This window comes from Oscillatoria sp. FACHB-1407 (assembly GCF_014697545.1).
Classification (GTDB): Bacteria; Cyanobacteriota; Cyanobacteriia; order Elainellales; family Elainellaceae; genus FACHB-1407.
The window spans coordinates 217,667-240,294 of record NZ_JACJSA010000003.1 but is presented as its reverse complement, the minus strand read 5'-3'; the positions used below and the strand labels follow the sequence as shown (position 1 = coordinate 240,294).

Genomic DNA, 22,628 nt, shown 5'->3' with positions numbered 1-22,628 from the left:
TCTGGTAGTTAAAAATTATCTCCCAATCCAAGTACTACGTTTTAAGTTGATCCTTGAATAAAAACCAAGTTGCTGCTACCAGGAAAATTAAAGCTAACCACCAACTAAATGCAATACCTAAACCAAATGCGATGGGTAGTATTACTGAGTAGTAGCCTACTAAAGCTACACAACCCAATATCATCGCATTTTCTTTTTGTTCCCTGGTTGGCTTGCTCATCTAAATCATCCTCTATGAACTCATTGCCAATATACTCTTCACAGGAGTTATTTAAGAACAGGATTTTTTGGTTAAGTAAGTTTGCTTGATTGGTGAGCCCTTCATTCAAATTAACTACGAGTTCAAAAAGACTTCAATCTACTTAAACACTTGTTTTGTTACTTCTACATAATGCATTTGTATATCCTAGGTATCTGGCTTAATAAAGAACAGACTTACTATAGTTGTTGTTGCTAATAGGCTACATAGGGTGGGAATTCTTGGTAATTGGTTCTTGGTTTTAGGTATTTGAAGAACTACGCTATAACTTCATCAAAGCTTTGATTCTTAACTGTCACATTGATATAGCTATTTGCATAAGAATTGCATAAAATAGGACTACGCAATTGCATGGTCTTTATTCAGCAAGGATTTCAGAAAGGATCGCACTTCCTTCACATGGAAGGGGGCACTGGTTCGAATCCAGTATCGCCCATACAAAGTAATCTATTTCTACCTTTCTATTAGATAGCTGCCAGAATTATCTATAAAACAACCAGAAAATGCAAAAGCCTTGGTCGTGTGACCAAGGCTTGTTTGTAGAGAGAGGAAGTAAAGAATATAGCTTTTATAAGGGTTTTGATATTTGTAGCTTCACTGTCAGTTTAGACAATTCCAGAAAAAGTTGGGTGAGTATGGGTAGGGCGATCGCTTCACCCCGGCATAACCCTCTTTAATCATTTTGGATGAAATGTATTTTGCCGAAATTCTTTGGCTTCTAGCCAGGAATACGCTTGTGGAGACAAAGTCTCCGTCACTCCATTTCCAATTGGAAACCTGGAAACAAGGTCTGTATAAGAGTTGCCTGCCGAAATCTTTATCCCAAACTCCAGGTTACTTAGCAAAAAGACACATTTTCGCTGTTCAAAATCTATCTTAAAGCATAATCTCTGAAGCATCTTTCCCTATACAAAAGAGGGAGTTTGAACAGGTGCAGGTGTGAATGATTTCAGACAAACCGAATCAGGAGCAGGTTGAGGAAGAGGTTTTTATCTTTCCGGCATCCTTTGCTCAGCAACGCTTGTGGTTCATCGAGCAACTGTTACCTGGCGATGCTCTATACATCATTCCCCTGGTTTTTCGGCTCACAGGCTCACTTCAGCGATCGCACCTGCATCATAGTTTTCAGGCGATCGTCCAGCGTCATGAAAGCTTGCGAACGACATTTGATGTTGTAGAAGGGCAGTTAGTTCAGGTGATTGCCCCCGAAGTATTGGCACCGCTCACGTTTACCGACCTACGAGAACGGCCTGTTGGCGATCGCGAATCTGCTGCATTGGATCAGATTTGGCAGTCGATTCAGCACCCATTTCAGTTAAATCAAGGACCACTCTTTCGGGTGCAAGTGTGGCAACTGCAAGACGCGGAACATCTATTGCTGCTGGCTCTGCACCACATCATTTTTGATGAATGGTCGAGTGGGGTGCTGATTCGGGAGTTGGGCGAACGGTATGCCGCGTTCGTAGAAGGTAGAGCGATCGCTTTGCCAGAGTTGCCGATTCAGTATGCCGATTTTGCCCATTGGCAGCGGCAGTGGTTGCAGGGCGAGGTGTTGAATGGTCAGTTGCGTTACTGGAAGCAGCAGTTACAGGACATCCCAGTGCTCGATCTACCGGGTTCTGCGGTTCGCCCGTCTCTACCCAGTCATCAGGGAGCCAGCCAGTTGTTAGAGTTACCGCAGCAATTGTTGGATGCGCTGGAGGACTTGAGCCAACAGGCAGGCGTAACCCTCTTTATGACGCTGTTAGCCGCGTTTCAGGCATTGCTGCATCGTTATACCGGACAGACTGATCTGGCGATCGGTTCCCCCATTGCCAATCGACACCGCAGTGAACTGGAGGGCTTGATCGGGTTTCTAGTTAACAGTTTGGTGTTGCGAACCGATTTGTCGGGTGATCCCAGCTTTATTGAGTTGTTAGAGCGAGTACGAGATGTCACTCTAGCAGCATATGCTCACCAGGATTTGCCCTTTGAGAAGTTAGTAGAGGAGTTGCAACCTGTTCGCAATCTTGGACAAAATCCATTGTTTCAGGTGGTCTTTGCACTGCAAAATACGCCCATCGAGCAACTCACCTTACCGGGACTCGTTCTGAGTCCTGTGGAGTTAGAAACTCAGACGGCACGTTTTGATCTGGAGCTTTATCTGTGGAAATGCGCGGATAACTTTAGAAGCCTGTGGGGCAAGGGTTGGCAGCAGTCGGATGGCTTGCGCGGCGTGATTGTGTACAACACGGCTTTGTTTAGTGCAGAGGCGATCGCCTCACTGCGGCAGCATTTTCAAACCCTGTTGGAGGGAATTGTCGCCCATCCCAAAACGCCTCTCTCAGCACTGCCGTTATTGACCCCGGAGGAACAACAAACGTTGTTACAGCAGTGGCAGAATCCCCGATCGAGCTATCCTGTTGAGGCTTGTATTCATCAGTTGTTTGAAGCGCAGGTACAACAACACCCAAATGCAATCGCAACTCAATTCAACCATCGAGCCTTTACTTATCAGCAGTTAAACCAGGGGAGTAACCAACTGGCGCGGTATCTACAACGGTTAGGCGTTACTACTGAAATGCCCGTCGGTGTTTGTTTGGAGCGAGGTGTGGAGGCGATCGCCGCCATGTTAGCCATTCTCAAAGCAGGGGGTGCTTATGTGCCGTTTGATCCGAGCTATCCCCCAGAGCGACTCCGCTTCATGGTAGAGGATGCCGGAATTACAGTAGTTCTGACGCAGGCAGAGTGGGCAGATTCCCTGCAAACAGAAACCACACAAATCGTCTGTCTGGAAGAGTCGTGGAGCGACATTACACAGGAGTCTGATGAGAACTTATCTACTCCCTGCACGGCAGATCAGCTTGCCTACGTGATTTACACGTCCGGTTCCACTGGAACACCCAAAGGGGTCATGGTGCCGCATCAAGCCGTCGTTCGGTTGGTCTGCAACACCAACTACATCCAGATTGAACCGAGCGATCGCATCGCTCAGGTGGCAAATCTTGCCTTTGATGCAGCCACATTTGAAGTGTGGGGGGCACTGTTGAATGGGGCTCAACTCGTTGGAATTGACCGGGAAACGACCCTTTCCTCCACTGATTTTGTCACAGCACTGGAGACACACACCATTACAATTTTGTTTCTCACAACCGCATTACTCAATCAGACCGTTAGCCATATTCCCACTGCATTTAAAACACTCAAATATTTACTATTTGGGGGTGAGGCAGTCACAGTCGATCGCATTCGTACCATACTTCGTTGCGGCAAACCTCAACACTTACTGCATGTGTATGGTCCTACTGAAAATACAACTTTCTCTACCTGGTACGACGTGCAAACAATTCCAGAAAATGCAACGACAATTCCCATTGGTCAGGCGATCGCCAACACCCAGGTCTATGTATTAGATGCTCACCTGAAGCCAGTTCCGCCTGGAGCCATCGGTGAAATTTATCTAGGCGGCGATGGGTTGGCAAAGGGCTATCTAAACCGTCCAGACTTAACCGCAGAACGATTTATTTTAGAGCGTGGGGCATGGGAAAGAGGACATGAAACCAAGCCGTCGGCTATCTCTTCGGCTCCCGACTCCCCACTCCCCACTCCCTCACTTTACAAAACAGGCGATCGCGCACTTTACCGAACTGACGGTAATCTAGAGTTTTTAGGACGGACGGATCACCAAATCAAGATTCGAGGATTTCGGGTGGAGTTGGGTGAGATTGAACTGGCGATCGCCCAACATCCGATGATCCAAACAGCCGTAGTCGTTGTCCGTGAAATAGACGGGGAACGGCAGTTGATCGCCTACATTGTTCCTAACCAATTGATGGAACCGACAGAGCGAGATTTGCGATCGTTTCTCAAAGCGAAATTGCCAATCTATATGGTGCCTGCTGCGTTTGTGGTGCTGGATACGTTGCCGCTGACTGCCAATGGCAAGGTTGATCAGAAAGCCTTGCCGTTACCAGATCTGAGCACCCCCCAAATCACTCACTCAACCGCTGCCCCGACCACATCTTTGGAAGCGGCTCTGGTTGACCTCTGGACGCAACTCCTGGGGCGATCGCACGTTGGGATTCACGACAATTTCTTTGAACTGGGGGGACATTCTCTGCTGGCAACGCAACTCGTCTCACGCATTCGCGATCGCTTTCAAGTAGAACTCCCACTCCGCAAAGTGTTTGAAACACCCACAATTGCAGAACTCGCACAGGTGATGACTACATTCCATCAAGCAACGGTGCCGTCTGCGGAATCAGACCTGCCCCCGGCAGGGGTGAACGGGCAAGCATCGGAATGGCATCAACGTGAGGAAGTAGAGGTATGACCCATCAATCCATTGCTGAATTTGTCTCCCATCTCAAAAGTCTGGACGTGCAGGTTTTTGTCGAGGGAGACGACCCTACTGCCTTGGATCAGATTCGTTTACGCTGTAGTGCTCCCACCGGAACCCTAACAACTGAATTGCGCCAAGCCTTGAGCGATCGCAAAGCCGAATTAGTTGCCTACCTGCATCGGAAAACAGCAAACAACAGCATCTTGCCGATCACCCCTCTACTCCCTCACCCCTCTAACCCGTTACTCCCCCATCCCCTCTCCTTCGCCCAACAGCGACTCTGGTTTCTCTACCAACTCGCACCGGATAACCCCTTTTACAATGTGCCCGCTGCCATTCGCTTAACAGGCAATCTGGATCAAACCGCACTGGAGCGATCGTTTCAAGCCATTGTGCGTCGTCATGCTGCCCTTCGTACCCGCTTTACGACCCTGGATGGAGAACCTGTCCAGATTGTGGAGCCCAATCGTACCGTTGAGTTAACGGTCGTCAACTTGCAAACCGTTGCAGTGAGCGAACGTGAACGGATCAGTCAGCAGTTAGCAACCGCTGAAGCACAACGTCCGTTTAACTTAGAAACTGATGGATTGTTGCGTATCACGTTGTTGCAATTTGACTCAACTCACTCAGTTTTGTTACTCACATTACACCACATTGTGGCTGATGGCTGGTCACTTGGAGTCCTCATTCAAGAACTGGCAACTCACTACACCGCTTTTATAGAGGGGCGATCGCCTACACTATCTCCTTTACCCATTCAATACAGTGACTTCGCACACTGGCAACGCAACCAGTTACAGGGGGAGATATTAGAGAAGCAATTGACATACTGGCGCAGACAACTACGGGATTTGCCGGGATTGGAATTGCCAAGCGATCGCCCCCGATCAACTGTCCAGACCTATCGCGGGGCAACATTCCCATTGCAGATTGCTCCGGCTCTGACGCAGACATTGGAAGCTCTGAGTCAGGAATCAGGAGCATCTCTCTTTATGACCCTGCTAGCTGCCTTTCAGACGTTGCTCTATCGCTATACGGGGCAGACGGATCTGGCGATCGGCTCCCCCATTGCAAACCGCCACCGCAGCGAGTTAGAGGGGCTAATTGGCTTTTTTGTAAACAGTCTGGTGTTACGAGCAGACCTGTCGGGAAACCCTACTTTTCGCGAATGGCTGGAGCGAGTGCGGCAGGTTGCATTGGCAGCCTATGAGCATCAGGACTTGCCGTTTGAGAAGTTGGTTGAGGAACTCGACCCCGATCGCGATCTCAGTCGTAATCCTCTGTTTCAAGTTGCCTTTGCCCTGCAAAATGCTCCCATGCAACCGTTGGAACTGCCGGAATTGATGCTAGAGCCTGCTCCGCTGGAGTCCGGTAGTACCCGCTTTGACCTGGAAGTACATTTGTGGGAACCTGCCCACGGACTACGAAGCCTGTGGCGATCGCAAGACGGTTTGAGCGGCTTCATCGCCTACAGTACGGACTTGTTTGATCGCGATCGCATCGGTCGCCTCATCGGGCATTTCCAAACCCTGTTACAAGGAATTGTTGCCAATCCCGACGCTCGATTGTCGGAGTTGCCACTCCTCACCCCCGCAGAACACCAGCAAATTTGGCTGAACTGGGGGCGATCGCCCTTCACGCAGGAAAACAACTTCACAACCCCGCTTCAGGAGTTTGTGGGAGCGACCCCAAATCTCTGCTTCCATCACATCTTTGAAGCACAAGCACAACAAGATCCAGAGGCGATCGCCCTGGTGACAGAACAGGGATCACTCACCTACTCTGACCTCAACCAACAAGCCGAACATCTAGCGCAAAGGTTGCAACAGATGGGCGTACAACCCAACACGCTGGTGGGATTGTGTGTCGATCGCTCTGCCGATATGGTGATCGGGATTTTAGGCATTCTCAAAGCTGGAGGAGCCTATGTCCCACTTGATCCTAGCTATCCGAGCGATCGCCTCCAGTTCATGTTGACCGATACACAGGTTGCAATTCTGCTAACGCAATCCTGGCTAGTGGAGAACCTCCCTACATCGTCGGCGCAAATCCTACGGTTAGACCAATCCCCCGCTCCTTCCCCCCTCCTTCCCCCTGCTCGTAGAACGACAACTACTCCGAACCATCTCGCCTACGTCATCTACACCTCTGGTTCCACAGGCACACCAAAAGGAGTTTTGCTCACTCATCGGGGCTTGTGTAACGTTGTTGCGGCGCAACAGCAGGTCTTTCAATTGTCTCGTCACAGTCGCATTTTGCAGTTTAGTTCTATCAGTTTTGATGCTTCTATTTTTGAGATGGCTCTGGCATTAGGATCTGGTGGCACGCTGTACATTCCTCCCAAACCTGCCCAACAACCGGGAATGGCACTGGTGCAGTTTTTACAGGAAAACGCCATTACCCATGCCCTGATTACTCCAGCGGCGTTAGCAGTTCTCCCGGCGGCGGAGCTTCCTGACCTCCAGGTATTGATTACCGGGGGAGAAGCCTGCTCTAGCCAGGTGGTCGATCACTGGGCAGTGGATCGCCACTTTTTCAATGCCTATGGGCCCACCGAAACCACTATCTGGGCAACCGTTGCCGAACTCCATCCCGGTGACAATCCTCTCATCATAGGTCGCCCCATCCTCAATACCCAGGTCTACATTCTCGATGCTCATCTCAATCCTCTCCCCGCAGGCATTCCAGGCGAGTTATACATTGGCGGTGCAGGGGTAGCGCAGGGTTATCTCAATCGTCCAGAGTTAACAGCAGAACGGTTTATGGCTCTCCCTTTGCCCCCTTCAATCGAGGAAGTGCCACAGGCGGAGGGATCGACACTCGTCTACAAAACAGGCGATCGCGCCCAATATCGCCCCGATGGCACGATTGAGTTTCTCGGTCGAGTCGATCATCAAGTCAAGATTCGAGGATTTCGGGTGGAATTAGGCGAAATCGAAGCCACTGTGCAACGCCATCCCGCCATTCAAGATGCGGTTGTCATTGCATCAGAGGGAGCATCTAATGAGAAGCGTTTAATCACTTACTTCACGCTTAACCAGCAGCACCTTCAACAAACCCTCCTGCCCTCTCTGCAAAATCAACAGATTCAACACTGGCAAACGCTCTACAACCAGACCTATCAATCTCGCACACCCCACTCCCTGAGCGGTGAGCGCAGTCAAACCGCACGCCCCACGCCCCACTTCAACACCACAGGTTGGAACAGCAGTTACACCGGAGAACCCATTCCCTTAGAGCAGATGCAGGAGTGGGTGAGCGATCGCGTCCAGCAGATCCTCGCGCTCAACCCCAGACGAGTCTTAGAGATTGGTTGTGGCACTGGACTGTTACTGTTTCAAATTGCACCACATTGTCAGAAGTATGTCGGGACTGACTTTTCGAGTGTTTCGCTAGAGTCGATTCAGAATCAGTTGAGTGCTCTGAATCTACCTCATGTGGAACTGTTGCAACGAGTGGCAACCGACTTTGAAGACATTGATCTGGCATCATTTGATGTCGTCATTCTCAACTCGATCGTGCAGTATTTCCCCAGTCAACCTTACCTCCTGCAAGTGTTAGAAGGCGCACTTCAGGCAGTCACACCCGGAGGTGTGGTATTCATTGGGGATGTGCGAAATCTGTCGTTGTTAACTGCTTTTCATAGCTGGATGCGATTTTGTCAGGCAGATGCCAACTTAGAGCGAAACCAACTCCAGCAACAGGTAGAGCGATCGCACTTTGAAGAACCTGAACTGGCGATCGCCCCAGCCTTTTTTGAGATGTTGCGCGATCGCTTTGAGAATATTGGGCAGGTGCAAATTCGTCTCTCACGGGGTCGCAGCCATAATGAAATGACCCAATTCCGCTATAACGTCTTGTTACAGACGTGGACTCCTGAATCCTTAGAACTTTCGGGATTGCCAGAACCCGATCAGCAACATCATTGGAAACGAAACCCAATCACTGTAAAAGAGATTCAAGCGAAACTGCTTGAGCATAGACCAGAGAGATGGACGATTACCAATATTACAAACAGCCGAGTCCATAAAGCTGTCAAAATTGCGAACTGGTTGCGAACTAAAGATGCTCCTAAAACTGTTGGACGAATGCGAGAGGATCTGCAAAATTTCACAGATTTAGCCATTGATCCACAAGACTGGTGGGATTTAGAAACAACGTTGCCCTATCACGTCGAAATTACCTGGTCAACCCAACCAGAAACAGGCGATTATGATGTGGTTTTGACTCGAAGAGATATTGAGCCTAGCGTCAAAAACCCTCAACGAGTAAGGGATTGGGGGATATCCAGTTCTCTCCCTGGTTTCACCAATCATCCGCTGCAATCCAACTTTGCACGCCAACTCATCCCCCAACTGCGTCACTACCTACGGCAAACGTTGCCCGATTACATGGTGCCTTCTACCTTTATCCCATTAGCTTCGCTGCCTCTTACTGCTAGCGGCAAACTCGATCGCCGTGCCCTACCCGCCTTCAGCGACGACTGGGTTTCCGCGTCAACCCCCACCAGCACACCATTAACGCCCACTGAAACCACTCTGGTTGACATCTGGAAAGAGTTGCTCCAACTCAAACACGTAAACATCCACGATAACTTTTTTGAGTTAGGTGGACACTCCTTGTTAGCCACCCAAATGACCTCCCGTATACGCGATGCTTTTGAGTTAGAACTGCCGTTAAAAAGCGTCTTTGAGGCACCGACGATCGCCCAACTGGCTCCCATCCTTGAAACGTTACGAGATGCGATCGCAACACCCCAGGCTCCTCCCATCGTTCGACTGGATCGGGCTGCCTATCGGCGCAAACGGTCAATGTTATCAAACCCCCAACCGGAAACACTGACATCTAATCTCCCCTTAGCGACAGGAACGACGCTGGGTCAGGACTCCCATCCGCCGGGGAATGAGTCCTCTGAAACCCAAAATCCCCAATCCAACATCCAAAACTCCACCGTTCCCCCATCCCCCTTCACCGCCCGATCGCCTCTGATCCCTCTGACCCTGGGTCATAGCAAACAACCCTTCTTTTGTGTGCATCCCATGTTTGGTGTGGTGTTTCCTTATTTAGAACTGGCGCATCACTTAGCCAACGATGGCTCTTCTACAAAATCCCAAAGCAACCGCAGTTTTTATGGTTTGCAACCGTTAGGGTTGGATGGGCAATCGCCCCCACTCAACCGGATTGAGGCGATCGCCACCTACTATCTTCAAGCGATTCAAACCCTTCAGCCAGAGGGACCCTATTTTCTGGGGGGATGGTCATTTGGTGGGTTAGTTGCCCTTGAAATGGCACAACAACTCACTCAAGCTGGACACCCGATCGCATTGCTCGCGATCTTAGACACACCTGCGCCTGTCAACAAACTCTCTTTTTGGCAAAACCTCAAATTCCTGTTGGGCACTGCTCTCTGGTCTACGTTGCCCTTTCTCCTGGATTACGGAGCACTTGCCGTCAATCGACTGCGACCGTTGAATTCCTGGTTGTCTCGCTGGCAGTGGTCGGCGATCGCCCATTTGCTCCCTGAAGAGTCTCGCCTCCAACTCCTGGATGAGTCTGCCATGCGATCGCTCCTGCCCATAGTCTATGCCAACGCCCAGGCGGCTTATCGCTATGTACCTCAGCCCTACTCACAGCGGATTACATTGTTTAAAGCCACCGAACAACCCGACGCGATAGGGCATGACCCAACCCTGGGATGGGGAACCCTGGCAAATGACATTCAAGTGCATCTCGTTCCAGGCAATCATTTGTCGCTGCTGCAACAACCCCATGTACAAACCCTGGCACAACAACTGCGACAATATCTGTAGTCGTTTCACAGTCATTTTCAGATCATCGCTTCAATCGGATCGTCACGTCAAAGTGACTGATTCAATACTGATTCAATATCGTTGTACGGTTCCGTACTGACTCCTATCCCTATTCAAAGCTATTGTAAGCTTAAGGTTTATGAACAACACACTTGAATATATTTCTACGACTTCAAGCAACACAAATTATCCTCAAGAACATTTCACAGGGTATCAATAGACAAACCCCTGGGGCTAAAACGCATGGTGCAATTCTTGATATTTGAGAGAGCGTCTCTTGGCTACTTCCTTGATACTGCCCCATTCTGCATTAAGCGTGTCTGCTAATATGGATGGTTCAGCGTTACTCGAATCAGGTTTACGAGTGCTCGTGGTAGATGGCGATCCTGACTCTAGGGAATTGCTGGCGATCTTATTTCAGGAGTATGGAGTTGAGATAATCACTGCCAGCAGTGTCAGCGAGTCGCTTACAATCATTCGTCAGAGTCGTCCTGACCTCTTAATTGCTGAAATTATGTTGCCTGATGAGGATGGATACTCACTGATTAGCCAGGTCAAAGTTTTTGAAACAACGCACTGTACAACGCTCCCAGCGATCGCTCTAACCACTTGTGTTAGCGAAGGCGATCGCGTTCTTGCAGCTGGATTTTGCAGATACCTGTCTAAACCAATTGATCTGGACGAGTTAATGGCAACGGTAGCTTGCTTGACTGAGCAGTTTAAAAGAGGTTAATTACCTCTTTTCAGTCAACCGATTCTGAGTTCGGCTGTAGTTTCAACTGTGAACAGTATTGTACAAACTTTACACAATTGCACAGACAGCCTCTCTTACAGTTCTTCTGAGGCTTCTATGACCGCTGAAAACCAAATATTAGCTAATCTGTCTCCTGCTGTACTTCAAAGACTTGCTCCCTACCTCGTTCCTGTCAGTTTAGAGCAAGGGAAGATCATCCACAAACCGGGCGAACTCTTGTCCCATCTTTATTTTCCAATTGACTGCATCATCTCTATCACAGTGACCATGCAGGACGGGGCAACAGCAGAGGTGAGTATGGTCGGCAGTCGAGAAGTGCTGGGAATTAATGCCTTAATGGGAGACAACTCAACTACCCAGACAGAATACGTGGTACAAGTTCCGGGCAAAGCCATGAAGATTGAGGCTCCGGTTGTGCAACAGGAGTTTGATCGCAATGGGGAACTGCGCGATGTGTTATTGCGCTACGTTCAGGCGTTTATGGTACAAATCACCCAAACCGCAGCTTGCAACTCGCTCCATACCTTAGAACAACGCTTACCACGCTGGCTGTTAGAAACACAAGAACGGATTCACTCCGACTATTTGCCTCTAACCCAGGAGTTTATCGCGACAATGCTGGGCGTTCGGCGAGCCGGGGTAACACTGGCAGCGCAAAAACTGCAAGCGCAAAACCTGATCCAATATCGTCGGGGAAATGTCCAAATTCTTGATCAAGCTGGGCTAGAGGTGTCTGCCTGTGAATGCTTTCAACGCATTCAAATAGAATACGATCGCCTTCTGGGAAAAAAGTAACGCTTCGCACTTCCCGCTTCCGTTCTCAGCGTGTGTCTGCCGTTAAAACGGAACTTCGTTACACCACAATTCTGCTTTGCGGCTAATTAAATCTGAGACAGGGGGGTGGCTCCCCTGGGTTAGCTCGTCCTTGAGCGGAGGCAACACTAATGGGTAGTGGTCTCCGTCAAAACAAAAATCAGCCCCCGTTAGCTCGATCGCCACCCGCAACGCCACCGTGTCATACACAGGGGGAAGAGTAATCAGCGTGCATCCGTCGTATTCGCACCGCAACATGAAGGCAACCTCACGGGCTGCCTCGCGAGTTTCAAACAGTAATCGCAAAGGTCGCATGTCACGATGCTAACTCAAAACCTACCCCTTTTTGAGCTAACTCTGGTGCGATCGCCCCTCCTCTGGGTTTTGGCTCTGTTACGGTTTCACCACATAGGGGGACTCAATTGGCTCCGCTTGCTCGGTTGCCACCAACGCCTGATAGACGATCGCCGCCACCTCAGCGCGGGTCACGGGACGGTTCGGCTCCAGTTGCGTCCTCTCAGGGTAGTTCACAACCAACCCCGATTGGGTTGCTGCCGCTACAGGTTGAACGGCGTAATCCGGAATTTGAGTGCGATCGCTAAAGGTTTGCACAATTGGATCAGGATTGGTGGGATTCGATAGCCCATATCCATTCACAAGCGAAATCAAGACCTGGAACCGGGGAATTTCCTGGTTGGGTTGAAAGACGTTGCCGGGATAGCCGCGCATAAAACCTGTTTTGATGGCATTGTCGATCGCCGGAGTCGCCCAATAGTCGGGTGGCAAATCATTAAACGCGATGGAGTTCAACCGCTCCGGGTTATTCATGTTTTGCAGCAGAGCAGCATATTCTGCACGGGTGATTGGTTGCTCTGGTCTAAAGGTGCCATCCTCTGTTCCCGTCAGGATCCCTCGTCTTGACAACTCGGTAATGAAGGGATAAGCCCAATAATCGCGAGGCACATCGGGAAACTCAACCGCATCGCCCGTTGGAGACGGAGCAGGAGATTCAGCCCCAACCGTCGCAGCGGGAACCGGGACAACACCAGCATCCGTCGTGTCTGAGGTGCGAACATCTGCCCGATTATCACGATTGGGAACAGGAACAGGCACGATCGCCCCAGATGGCTCGGTTGGGTCAACCAGTCGCCCTTCCTCATCTTCGGTCACGATGCGGGGGCTATCTTCCTCCTCTTCCCCTTCTGGTGGCACAAACGGGATCGCTGAAGCACCAGGCGTTGGGGGATTTGCAGCGGGATCAGTAGGAGAGAACACCCCTGACACAATGGGTGTATTCAACAGGTCAAAGCCCTGGTCAGTGCGGCTTAAGCCCCATGCCAAGATCGAGCCGATCGCAGCAAAGGCAACAACAACAGCCACAATTTCATCGCGATCGCGGCGGGAGGGTTGGGGGTCAGAGGGCGGTAGATTCGTCATGGTTTACCAGACTGAGCAGTATCGTCCAAATTATCCTACGACGACAAAAACCCTGTTGACTTATCTCTTAAGGAAGAGCATAGAGAACAGTTGCTATCTGTTACAGTCGATGTGCTGCAAATCATGATTGACGATTGACTTCTAACCACTACCTCTCTTGTCAATACCATGCGATTTCACTTCAGTCGGAGTGTGATTACCTACCTGATTCTGTTTGGAGTTGCATTAGTCATTACCTTGACAGGTTGTGTCGGGATAGCACCCCGCGCCTACGGAGATGCGTCTCCTGGACGACCCTCGACTGACTCTGCTGACTCCCCTGAGCATATTCTGTGGCGGAGTGATTTTGAGCAGAGCAACTGGCTGGATAACTGGCAAAGGCGCGATCGCGATTCCTGGGGGCTAGAAAACCTGGAGGTCTTGCCCGACCAGAGCGGTCAGTTTTCCAAGGTGCTACGGGCAAACTATCCGGCGGGTTCTGCCAGTCCCAGTGTCGCCCGCACCATTGGTGCTCCTTTGGGCGGCGGCCAGTTTTATGGCGAATTGGGAGTCACCCCTTGTGACGCATTGCGGCTCAGTTATTACGTGCGATTTTCCGACAATTTTGACTTCGTTAAAGGGGGCAAGTTGCCTGGTTTGTTTGGTGGAGACGGTGCCAGTGGTCGAGCCATTCCAACAGGGATGGACGGCTTCTCAACCCGATACATGTGGCGACGACGCGGAGATGGTGAAGTGTATGCCTATTTGCCTACCAGCGCAGAGCATGGAACCTCGCTGGGGCGAGGAAACTGGCGGTTTCGTCCGGGGGTGTGGCATCACATCGAACAGGAAGTGGTGTTAAATCACCCTGACCAGGATGATGGGCGAATTCGGGTCTGGTTTGATGGCGATACAGTCCTCGATGAAGAAGATGTGACGTTCCGTCGGGTAGACACCCTCCATCTCAACGGCATCTTCTTCTCCACTTTCTTTGGTGGGGGAGATCCATCGTGGGCAACCCCCGTGAGTGTGTACACTGATTTTGCCGACTTTGTCCTCTATTCTGTCGATGTCGCTCCTGAAATCCGCCCTGACTGAAGCCCCCGCATTGCTGACCATCGCTGTTTTCTTTGGCATCTGGACGATCGCCTGGTTGCCGATTGCGATTCCTCTGGCGATCGCGCTGAAGTGGCGACCTCCTCAACCGATTACTCCCACTCAAAAACTGCCTCTGCTGGCATCCCTCTACATCCTGGCTCCACTGATGTTGTGGGGTGTGGCAACGGTGCAAGGGGAATCTTTCGCGGCGTATGGTTTGCCGTGGGATATCACTGTGTTGCTCTCTGGTGGAGTTGGCTTGATCGCTGGAGCCTTGAGCCTAGGGGGATTGTTTGCTCTGCAATGGGGGTTGGGCTGGATTAAGTGGCAGATAGACCCTGCTCAAAGTCCCATCTCTCTGACCACTGCACTCTCAACTCTGGCATTGGGCATTTGGGTCAGCCTCACCGAAGAAGTGATCTTTCGCGGTTTTCTAGTCAATCAACTGCAACAGGACTACTCACCCTGGATAGCCGCCGCGATCGCCAGTGGGATCTTTGCCGTGCTACACCTCCTCTGGGAAGGTGCAGAACAACTGCCCCAACTGCCGGGGTTATGGTTACTGGGGATGGTGCTCGTGCTGGCACGCTGGGCAGACAACGGCAATTTAGGATTGGCAGTAGGGCTTCATGCCGGGTGGATCTGGGCGATCGCCACCCTCGATTCAACCCAATCGCTGACGTACCCCAATCCAGCGATCGCCTGGATAACCGGATCAAATGGCAAACCCCTTTCGGGACTCGTAGGACTTGTCTTTCTGGTCATCGTCGGCGCAATCCTTTGGTTCACGCTTGACCTTCACGATTTTCTCAAGGCTTGATGAGGCTCAAGTTTCAACAACTTCAGAAACGCAAACACAGCCGGAACATGCAGTTTATTTGAGAGGGTTGCTACTCCAATCACTCGCTCAAAGGGAACAGGCAACGAACACACTTGAATGCTCTCTGGAATCGGTTCTGCTGCCAGTCTTGGCAAGATTGCAGCAGCTAACCCCTGTCGCACCATATTCACAATGGTGGAATCTTGATTGATGATGTGCGCCACATTCAATGGCGGAGCAACTGCCTCCAAATGCTTATGCAGGGCGATATCACAGGCATACTGAGCAGGTGGCAGAATAAGCGGTAAGGCAGCCAACTCACTCCAGGTCAGCAAGTCGCATCGGGGAGTGACACCGGGCGGCAACAATACTAGATATTCATCGCGCATGAATTCCCAGGTATCAAATTCATCAGGTGCAGGAAGTTCCATAAAGCCAATATCAGCTCGGTGCTCCCGCAAGGCTGTTGCGACTTCGTTATCGTGATTACCCTCAACCAGTTGTAGCTCGACTGCGGGAAACTCCTGACGAAACTGAGCAATAATCCTCGGCAGCACATGAGTCGCCACACTCCGAAATGCTGCAACTCGTACCTGTCCACCCTGCAAACTCTTTTGCAGGTTTGCCTCTCGCTGCATCAACTCGATCAGTTGCAACACTTCTCGCGCATAGCGAGTAATCTTTTCACCTGCCGGAGTGACCGTTGCTCCATGCCGACCTCGCATAAATAACGGCACACCCAACTCATCTTCTAGAGCGGCGATCGCATAACTCACTGAAGACTGGTTAACGTTCAGCAAGAGAGCGGCTTCACTAAAGTTTTTGCAGTCGGCGACTGTCACGATCGCTCGAAGCTGAGAGAGGTTCATAGGAAAAAAGAAGAGAGAAAGAAGAAGGATAAACGATGAAGGATGAAGGATAAAAGAAAAGGGAAGAGGCGCGATTTATCGCGTCTGTAGGAAAGAAGAGGGAAAAAAAAGGATAAACGATGAAGGATGAAGGATAAGAAAAGAGAAGAGGTGTGATTTATCGCGTCTGTAGGAAAGAAGAGGGAAAGAAAAAGGATAAACGATGAAGGATGAAGGATAAGAAAAGAGAAGAGGCGCGATTTATCGCGTCTGTAGGAAGGGAGAAAAAACATTTTTCATTCTTCTTTCCTTGTTCTTCCTCCTTCATTTTTCTTTTTTCCTTTTCCTTCTTTCCATGCATAACATACATGGAAGTGATGGAAGCCGTCGTTGGTTCTCTTCAGGGGCGATCGCTAGATTGGGGAAAGACTGAGGAGGTATCTTATGAAAGACGAATCATTGATGGTAGGGCGATCGCCTTCTGTTATCACCAGGCATTCCAAGGCTGATGAGAACGTGGGATTGCAGTCGTTGTGGCAGTGGATGGGAGCCTGGTTCAAGCCAAATCACGAGTTGAAGGTCTGGCAAGAGCACGATTTTCGAGGCAATTTGTTCTGGTGTGCTTACGATCCACTGACCAATCAAGAAGTGGCATTTCCAACGGATGAGCAATTGCGCCAATGGATTGAAAATCCAGTCCCTCGTTGCTTAGAGGTCTTAGACAGTGGTTTTGACGACTGAGCGCGATCGCTGCCACCGCAACCACAGTGTGGCACTGAGGACAACGAGCATCATCAACGCACCGACATAGTTCACCCCTGCCCAACTCCAGTAGTTGAGTAAGCCTCCCGATAGAAAGGTGGCAAAGGCAACGAAGGCAAACATTAAAAAGTCATGGGTGGCTTGAGTTTTGGCTTTCTCGGCAGGGGTATATGCCTCGGTCAGCAGAGTTGTACTTCCCACGTACATAAAGTTCCAACCGATGCCCAACAGTAGCAACCCACCGCCAAAATGCAGGATGTGCGTGCCAGAGAGGTTCACGACAAAACAGAAGGCATTCAACACAATGCCGCTGAGGATGACATTGAGCACGCCAAATCGAGCAATTAGATAGCCTGTAAAGATGGAGGGCACAAACATGCCCAGGACATGCCATTGGATAACCGTTGCCGCTGCCGCAAAATCATGGGAGAAACTCACCATCGCCAGTGGGGTTGCGGTCATCACCAGTGCCATGACGCCATAGCCAAACATACTGCCCAGCACCGCCACAATAAAGACGGGTTGACGCACGATCGCCCCCAAGGGTCGTCCTTTGGCTTTGCGTTCTTGCTCACTCAGTGCAGCGGGAATGTTGACTGCCGCTAACAGAGCCAGCGAGACAATTTGGAGTAGGGCGATCGCCACAAATCCCCCAGCAAACTCCCGCTCAAACCAGTCCTTTGCTCCAGTTGCGAGGCTCGGTCCCGCTAGAGCCGCAATGATGCCACCCGCTACAACAAAGGCGATCGCCTGACTGCGAAACCCTTCCGGGGCAACATCAGCAGCGGCAAACCGATAAAAGGTGACAAAGCCATTGAAGACCCCAAAGAGTAGCGTAGCGAGGCAAAACAAGATAAATTGCCCCGTAAAAATGGCGTAGGCTCCCAGACTCACGCCGATTAACCCAATGACCACTCCTGTCATAAATCCGGCTTGCCGCCCCACCCGCTTCATGAACAGGGAGGCAGGAATCGTTGCCACCATGGTCGCGGCTTGCTGAATCGCCAGAGGTAACGTCGCCAGCGTTTTATCCTCTGCCAAAATATTGCCGACGATCGCCGCTGTAGTAAACAGCACGATATTCCCAGTCATCGCCAACGCCTGACACGCCGCCAGCAAAAATACATTGAGCTTTCCCCGATTCACCATCTCTCCCTCATGTTGTTAGGTAGACTCACCATGATGGGGGATGGGTGCATGAAATTACTTCCTGCGATCGGGTGTTGGGAGGCAGTCGAGTAGTTTTGAGTGCTGAGTGCGGTGTCAATGGTCAATGGTCAATGGTCAATGGTCAATGGTCAATGGTCAATGGTTAATGGTCAATTCTGTTGAGCTAAGGGTCATGAGCGATAGGATAGTGCTAAGTTTCTATCTGCTGTTCACCCTTTATCCTTCATCTCTTAATCATTCTTTCTTCTTTTTTCCTTCTTCTTTTTTCTTTTTTCCCTCTTCACCCTTTCCCATTGGGTCGTTGCACGATCGTTTCTGTCACGCGGCGACGACTTGTGGGGTCAATTCCGACAAGGCGAATATAATCGTCGGGGTGCTCTGACAGGCATTGGTTGAGGGCAGCGATCGCCTCTTGCTGGTTTTGGAACGTGCCGAAGACTTGCCAGGAACCCGTCCGAAAGCGACGGCGATCGACATACTCAATCCCCAAACGACTGCCCTGGTTGATCAATCGGCTAACCTCTGCACTGGCGTCTTGATTCGCCGAGGCATTCCCCACGGGATTGGCTTGTTTTCTCGCAGAACTGGAGTTGTCCGCTGGGCTACGGTGTGACTGTGATTGTCCGTTCGCTCGATGGGTCGGCTCTGGTTTGCGCTCGTCTCCGTAATAGGTAAAGTATTGCCCTTTCGCGGCAGATTCTGGTTGCGGAGAACCCACCGGAGCGGGTTGTTTGTTTTCCCTGGGAGTTTGCACTGGGGCAGGACGATCTACATCCCCCAATCGTCGGTTTTGAAACGCCTGGTTATATTCCTCGACCAATCGCAATTCTCGAATGCGTTGCTGTTCTCTCACTAATCGATTGCCCATCTCGATCAGGTGCGGCAGACTAAAGTCGGGTTTGTGAAACTCTGGTGGGGGTTCGTTGCTATTCACCACACGGAAGGAAATTTTCTCCAGCCCAACCTCGTCAATCAGCTTTCGCACCTGTTCGTCGTAGAGGCGCGATCGCAACGCACTATAAAAGTCAATCGACTGATCCTCAAACGTTTTTACCAACGTCTCGACGTCAGAACGGGTTATGGAATCCACCTCAAAAATGCCGCTGACAATCCCAATGCGATCGGCGTGATCGGGTTCCCAAAAGAATTTCTCCATCCGCCCATCGCGGATCAGGGGCGCATACAGCGTTGAGAAATCATTTCCGGTCAGGATAATGGGAATGCGTGGATTGGGTTCTAGCTCATAACTTCCTGGAAGCTGTACGTTCGTTGGATTGTCAGCAATGTTCATCAACGTCGCGTTCACCAACTGCGTGTTGACGGTGTATTGCGTGTATTGATCCACTCGACCAATCCCAGCATCGATATCATTAATCATCAACACCGCCATCTTGCCACGCACCTTCACCAGTTCACCCGCTTCCCGGTAGCGCAATCGCAGCAACCGCGCCGGATCACCTGCGTCAGGGCTTTCTAGCTCACCCGCTGACACATGCACGACCTCAACGCCCATGCGTTCATACACCAGTTCACACTGAAAGGATTTTCCCTCGCCTTTGCGTCCGTGAATGCCCAAAATCAGGGGAACTTTCACACCGGGAATATTTAAATAGTTTTTGGTGATATGAACTGAGAGCTTGTCTAAAAAGCCGGGAGAGATATAGTAAGCCATAACGAGGAGTGGTCAACGGCTAATGGTTAGTAGCTAACGGTTAATAGCGAGTGATGAATGATTAGAGGTTGAGATCGGCAAGCAATTGACAATTGACAATGAACAATTGACATTCAACCTTCTGCCCTCGCCTTCTGCCTTTTGCTAAGCCAGAGCAATCATAGAAAAGGAGGTAGTCTCCTACCTCCTCATTTGAGCTGAAATTGGAGTCAACTCTTAGTAGCGGTAGCCACCAGAATTAGGCTTGTGAACGATAAAGCTCATCACCTGGCACTGCTTGATGTTGTCAAATGCCACAACCCGAATGTAGTTGTTGGAGTACTCAGAACGGCACTGTTGTACTTCATTCAACACTTCTTGAGGAGTGCTGGCGTTGAACAGAGGCAACTTCCACATTGTCCAGTAGTACTGGGTAGGCTCAGAGCTTTCGCTGAACTCAACCGCAGGGATAAAGCCCTGGTCGAGAGTGTATTGAATCTGGCGAGCGATTTGGGAGTCGCTCAACGGAGGCAAGTAAGAAAAAGTCTCAAAACGACGCTCTTTAGGTAGAGTTTTCATGATTCCTCTAATGCGTGAAGGTTTAAGTTGAAGCAGGAATTGACCCTGCAAGATTAATCGTTAACTTCTGGTTCCTCGGAACCAGATTGATGATCGGGGTGACTGCTGGGAACAGCTACATCCAATTGAGTCATGCGCTCCAACTGCTCAGTGCGTTGCTGCAAATTAGCTTGCTGAATGCCTGTACGAACCATCTCTGGTAAAAAATCACAGATTTCAGTTGCCAGGTATTCCCGTACAGTCAAAATCCGAAAAGCGATCGCCTGTCGCTCTTGAAATAAAGCCTGAAGATAGGCTTCACCATTCTGGATTTTTTCCCTGGAGGAGAACTGATGCAGCCAAAGGGCTAATGGCGGGTCAGTTTCTCTCAGTTGAGCCAGCACAGTTTGCAGTGCCTGATAGGTCAGGTAACTGATGACAGTCTTGGATGTATCTTTCGCAATCTGCTTGAGATCCATGTCGGAGGAATGAAGAGAGAAGACTAAGAAAAGAAGAAGTTAAGAGTATTCCATCTTCAATCTTCTCTCTTCTGTCTTTATCAGACGGTATCAACTGCCTCGAACTCGAACTTGATTTCTTTCCAGAGTTCGCAAGCCGCAGCCAGTTCAGGAGACCACTTACAAGCTTCACGGATGATATCGCCACCTTCACGATAGAGGTCACGACCTTCGTTACGAGCTTGAACGCAAGCTTCCAATGCAACCCGGTTAGCAGTTGCACCAGGAGCGTTACCCCAGGGGTGACCCAGGGTGCCACCACCGAACTGGAGAACGGAGTCATCACCGAAGATTTCAACCAGAGCAGGCATGTGCCATACGTGGATACCACCGGACGCAACCGCCATCACACCAGGCATAGAAGCCCAGTCTTGAGTGAAATAAACACCGCGAGACGGGTCACGCTCGATGTAGTTTTCACGGAGCAGGTCGATGAAACCGAGGGTGATTGCTTTGTCACCTTCCAATTTGCCCACAACAGTTCCAGTGTGGATGTGGTCACCACCAGACATCCGTAAGCACTTCGCCAAAACGCGGAAGTGAATCCCGTGGTTCTTCTGACGGTCAATAACCGCGTGCATCGCTCGGTGGATGTGGAGCAACAGACCATTGTCGCGGCAATACTTCGCCAGAGTGGTGTTGGCAGTAAAACCAGCAGTCAAGAAGTCATGCATGATGATGGGCATCTTGAGTTCTTTTGCAAACTCAGCCCGCTTCAGCATCTCTTCGCAGGTTGCAGCCGTCACGTTGAGGTAGTGACCTTTGATTTCACCTGTTTCGCCCTGAGCTTTGTGGATTGCGTCAGCAACAAACAGGAAGCGATCGCGCCAGCGTTGGAAAGGCTGAGAGTTGATGTTTTCGTCGTCTTTGGTGAAGTCTAGACCGCCGCGCAAACACTCATAAACGGCACGACCGTAGTTCTTAGCAGACAAACCGAGTTTAGGTTTGATGGTACAACCCAGCAGAGGACGACCATATTTGTTAATCTTGTCGCGCTCAACTTGAATGCCGTGAGGAGGGCCCTGGAACGTCTTGAGGTAAGCGACAGGAATCCGCAAGTCTTCCAAACGCAGAGCTTTCAGGGCTTTGAATCCGAATACGTTTCCGACCAGAGAGGTCAACAGGTTGGTAACGGAGCCTTCTTCAAACAAATCGAGGGGATAGGCGATGTAGGCGATGAACTGGCTGTCTTCACCCCGAACAGGTTCGATGTCATAGCAACGACCTTTGTAGCGATCGAGGTCAGTCAACAAATCCGTCCATACTGTTGTCCACGTACCTGTAGAAGACTCAGCGGCAACTGCTGCGGCTGCTTCTTCGGGAGGAACACCGGGTTGGGGAGTCACCCGGAACGCCGCCAAAATGTCAGTATCTTTGGGCGTGTAGTCTGGCGTGTAGTACGTTAAGCGATAATCTTGAACCCCAGCCTTATACCCGGCTTTTGCCTGGGTTCTCGTTTGTGAATAAGACATTAGTTTCCCTTCCTGTGAATCATTAGCGATCCGAGACATAGAAATCCTGCCCACTTGCAAAAAACAGGTGGGTGCATAACCTTAAGGCAACTCGTGCTTTCAAACTAGGTCAGCGTCGGTTGGAGCAAAAATCGTTCCGGCAACTTCAGTGATTCGATGAATAACTTTGTGGAACTCCAACCGTGGATTAACCAAAATATATCAGGAATTGAATAAGCCAAACTTTCAAACTTCTTTGCTTCTATATAATTACCATTTATATTTTTGACGATTGCTAACACTTCGTGAGCTTTGTAACAGAAATTCTCAATTTCTTGACGATCACTACGGTGTTTGGGGGTTTGCTCAGGAGTGATGA

The 22,628-nt window shown here is 50.2% G+C and carries 17 protein-coding genes; 8 read left to right on the top strand and 9 right to left on the bottom strand.

Annotation, left to right across the window (positions count from 1 at the left end; all coding sequences use genetic code 11):
- Positions 1–34 precede the first annotated feature (34 nt).
- Positions 35–220, bottom strand: a complete 186-nt coding sequence (locus H6G89_RS07010) for a hypothetical protein (RefSeq protein WP_190504592.1) — start codon at positions 218–220, stop codon at positions 35–37.
- A 982-nt stretch (positions 221–1,202) separates the two neighbouring features.
- Between H6G89_RS07010 and H6G89_RS07005 the strand changes: the two genes are divergently transcribed.
- The 4 genes from H6G89_RS07005 (at position 1,203) to H6G89_RS06990 (ending at position 11,939) form a co-directional block, all read left to right on the top strand.
- Positions 1,203–4,571: a non-ribosomal peptide synthetase gene (locus H6G89_RS07005; protein ID WP_199336573.1), complete on the top strand. Its 3,369-nt coding sequence runs from the start codon at positions 1,203–1,205 to the stop codon at positions 4,569–4,571.
- Positions 4,568–10,390, top strand: coding sequence for a non-ribosomal peptide synthetase (locus tag H6G89_RS07000; protein WP_190504591.1), 5,823 nt, complete (start codon positions 4,568–4,570; stop codon positions 10,388–10,390). Before H6G89_RS07005 ends, H6G89_RS07000 begins: the two co-directional genes overlap by 4 nt.
- 277 nt (positions 10,391–10,667) lie before the next feature.
- Entirely contained in the window at positions 10,668–11,123 is a 456-nt protein-coding gene (locus H6G89_RS06995) for a response regulator (RefSeq protein WP_199336572.1), read from the top strand.
- Between the two features lie 117 nt (positions 11,124–11,240).
- Entirely contained in the window at positions 11,241–11,939 is a 699-nt protein-coding gene (locus H6G89_RS06990) for a Crp/Fnr family transcriptional regulator (RefSeq protein ID WP_190504590.1), read from the top strand.
- 42 nt (positions 11,940–11,981) lie between these two features.
- On the opposite strand, the gene H6G89_RS06985 is transcribed toward H6G89_RS06990, so the two are convergent.
- Together H6G89_RS06985 and H6G89_RS06980 are read right to left on the bottom strand one after the other, a co-directional pair.
- A complete protein-coding gene (locus H6G89_RS06985; RefSeq protein ID WP_190504589.1) occupies positions 11,982–12,272 on the bottom strand; it encodes a hypothetical protein in 291 nt (96 codons plus the stop codon).
- A 78-nt stretch (positions 12,273–12,350) separates the two neighbouring features.
- Positions 12,351–13,394 (bottom strand): S-layer homology domain-containing protein, encoded by a 1,044-nt coding sequence (locus H6G89_RS06980; RefSeq protein ID WP_190504588.1) that lies wholly within the window; start codon positions 13,392–13,394, stop codon positions 12,351–12,353.
- Positions 13,395–13,562: 168 nt separating this feature from the next.
- Here H6G89_RS06980 and H6G89_RS06975 point away from each other — a divergent pair, with 168 nt between their 5' ends.
- Together H6G89_RS06975 and H6G89_RS06970 are read left to right on the top strand one after the other, a co-directional pair.
- Positions 13,563–14,471: a polysaccharide lyase gene (locus H6G89_RS06975; protein ID WP_190504587.1), complete on the top strand. Its 909-nt coding sequence runs from the start codon at positions 13,563–13,565 to the stop codon at positions 14,469–14,471.
- Positions 14,443–15,291 carry a CPBP family intramembrane glutamic endopeptidase gene (locus H6G89_RS06970; protein WP_190504586.1) on the top strand — a complete coding sequence of 283 codons (849 nt, stop codon included), beginning with the start codon at positions 14,443–14,445 and terminating at the stop codon, positions 15,289–15,291. Before H6G89_RS06975 ends, H6G89_RS06970 begins: the two co-directional genes overlap by 29 nt.
- Here the strand turns inward: H6G89_RS06970 and H6G89_RS06965 are convergent.
- The gene (locus tag H6G89_RS06965; RefSeq protein WP_190504585.1) at positions 15,270–16,160 is read right to left on the bottom strand and encodes a LysR family transcriptional regulator; all 891 of its coding nucleotides are present in this window, start codon (positions 16,158–16,160) and stop codon (positions 15,270–15,272) included. The genes H6G89_RS06970 and H6G89_RS06965 overlap by 22 nt on opposite strands.
- Before the next feature lie 423 nt (positions 16,161–16,583).
- Between H6G89_RS06965 and H6G89_RS06960 the strand changes: the two genes are divergently transcribed.
- Positions 16,584–16,880, top strand: a complete 297-nt coding sequence (locus tag H6G89_RS06960) for a hypothetical protein (protein WP_190504584.1) — start codon at positions 16,584–16,586, stop codon at positions 16,878–16,880.
- Here H6G89_RS06960 and H6G89_RS06955 read toward each other — a convergent pair.
- The gene (locus H6G89_RS06955; RefSeq protein WP_190504583.1) at positions 16,857–18,050 is read right to left on the bottom strand and encodes an MFS transporter; all 1,194 of its coding nucleotides are present in this window, start codon (positions 18,048–18,050) and stop codon (positions 16,857–16,859) included. The genes H6G89_RS06960 and H6G89_RS06955 overlap by 24 nt on opposite strands.
- Before the next feature lie 44 nt (positions 18,051–18,094).
- Between H6G89_RS06955 and H6G89_RS35620 the strand changes: the two genes are divergently transcribed.
- Positions 18,095–18,217 carry a hypothetical protein gene (locus H6G89_RS35620; RefSeq protein WP_255519382.1) on the top strand — a complete coding sequence of 41 codons (123 nt, stop codon included), beginning with the start codon at positions 18,095–18,097 and terminating at the stop codon, positions 18,215–18,217.
- A gap of 134 nt (positions 18,218–18,351) precedes the next feature.
- On the opposite strand, the gene H6G89_RS06950 is transcribed toward H6G89_RS35620, so the two are convergent.
- The 4 genes from H6G89_RS06950 to H6G89_RS06935 all read right to left on the bottom strand — a co-directional run bounded on the left by H6G89_RS06950 (position 18,352) and on the right by H6G89_RS06935 (position 22,270).
- Complete coding sequence (locus H6G89_RS06950) at positions 18,352–19,743, bottom strand: ribulose bisphosphate carboxylase small subunit (RefSeq protein WP_190504582.1); 1,392 nt, start codon at positions 19,741–19,743, stop codon at positions 18,352–18,354.
- Positions 19,744–19,959: 216 nt separating this feature from the next.
- Positions 19,960–20,301: a ribulose bisphosphate carboxylase small subunit gene (locus tag H6G89_RS06945; protein ID WP_190504581.1), complete on the bottom strand. Its 342-nt coding sequence runs from the start codon at positions 20,299–20,301 to the stop codon at positions 19,960–19,962.
- A 53-nt stretch (positions 20,302–20,354) separates the two neighbouring features.
- Positions 20,355–20,759, bottom strand: coding sequence for a RuBisCO chaperone RbcX (gene rcbX, locus H6G89_RS06940; RefSeq protein WP_190504580.1), 405 nt, complete (start codon positions 20,757–20,759; stop codon positions 20,355–20,357).
- Positions 20,760–20,839: 80 nt separating this feature from the next.
- Positions 20,840–22,270, bottom strand: a complete 1,431-nt coding sequence (locus tag H6G89_RS06935) for a form I ribulose bisphosphate carboxylase large subunit (protein ID WP_190504579.1) — start codon at positions 22,268–22,270, stop codon at positions 20,840–20,842.
- Positions 22,271–22,628: the final 358 nt, after the last annotated feature.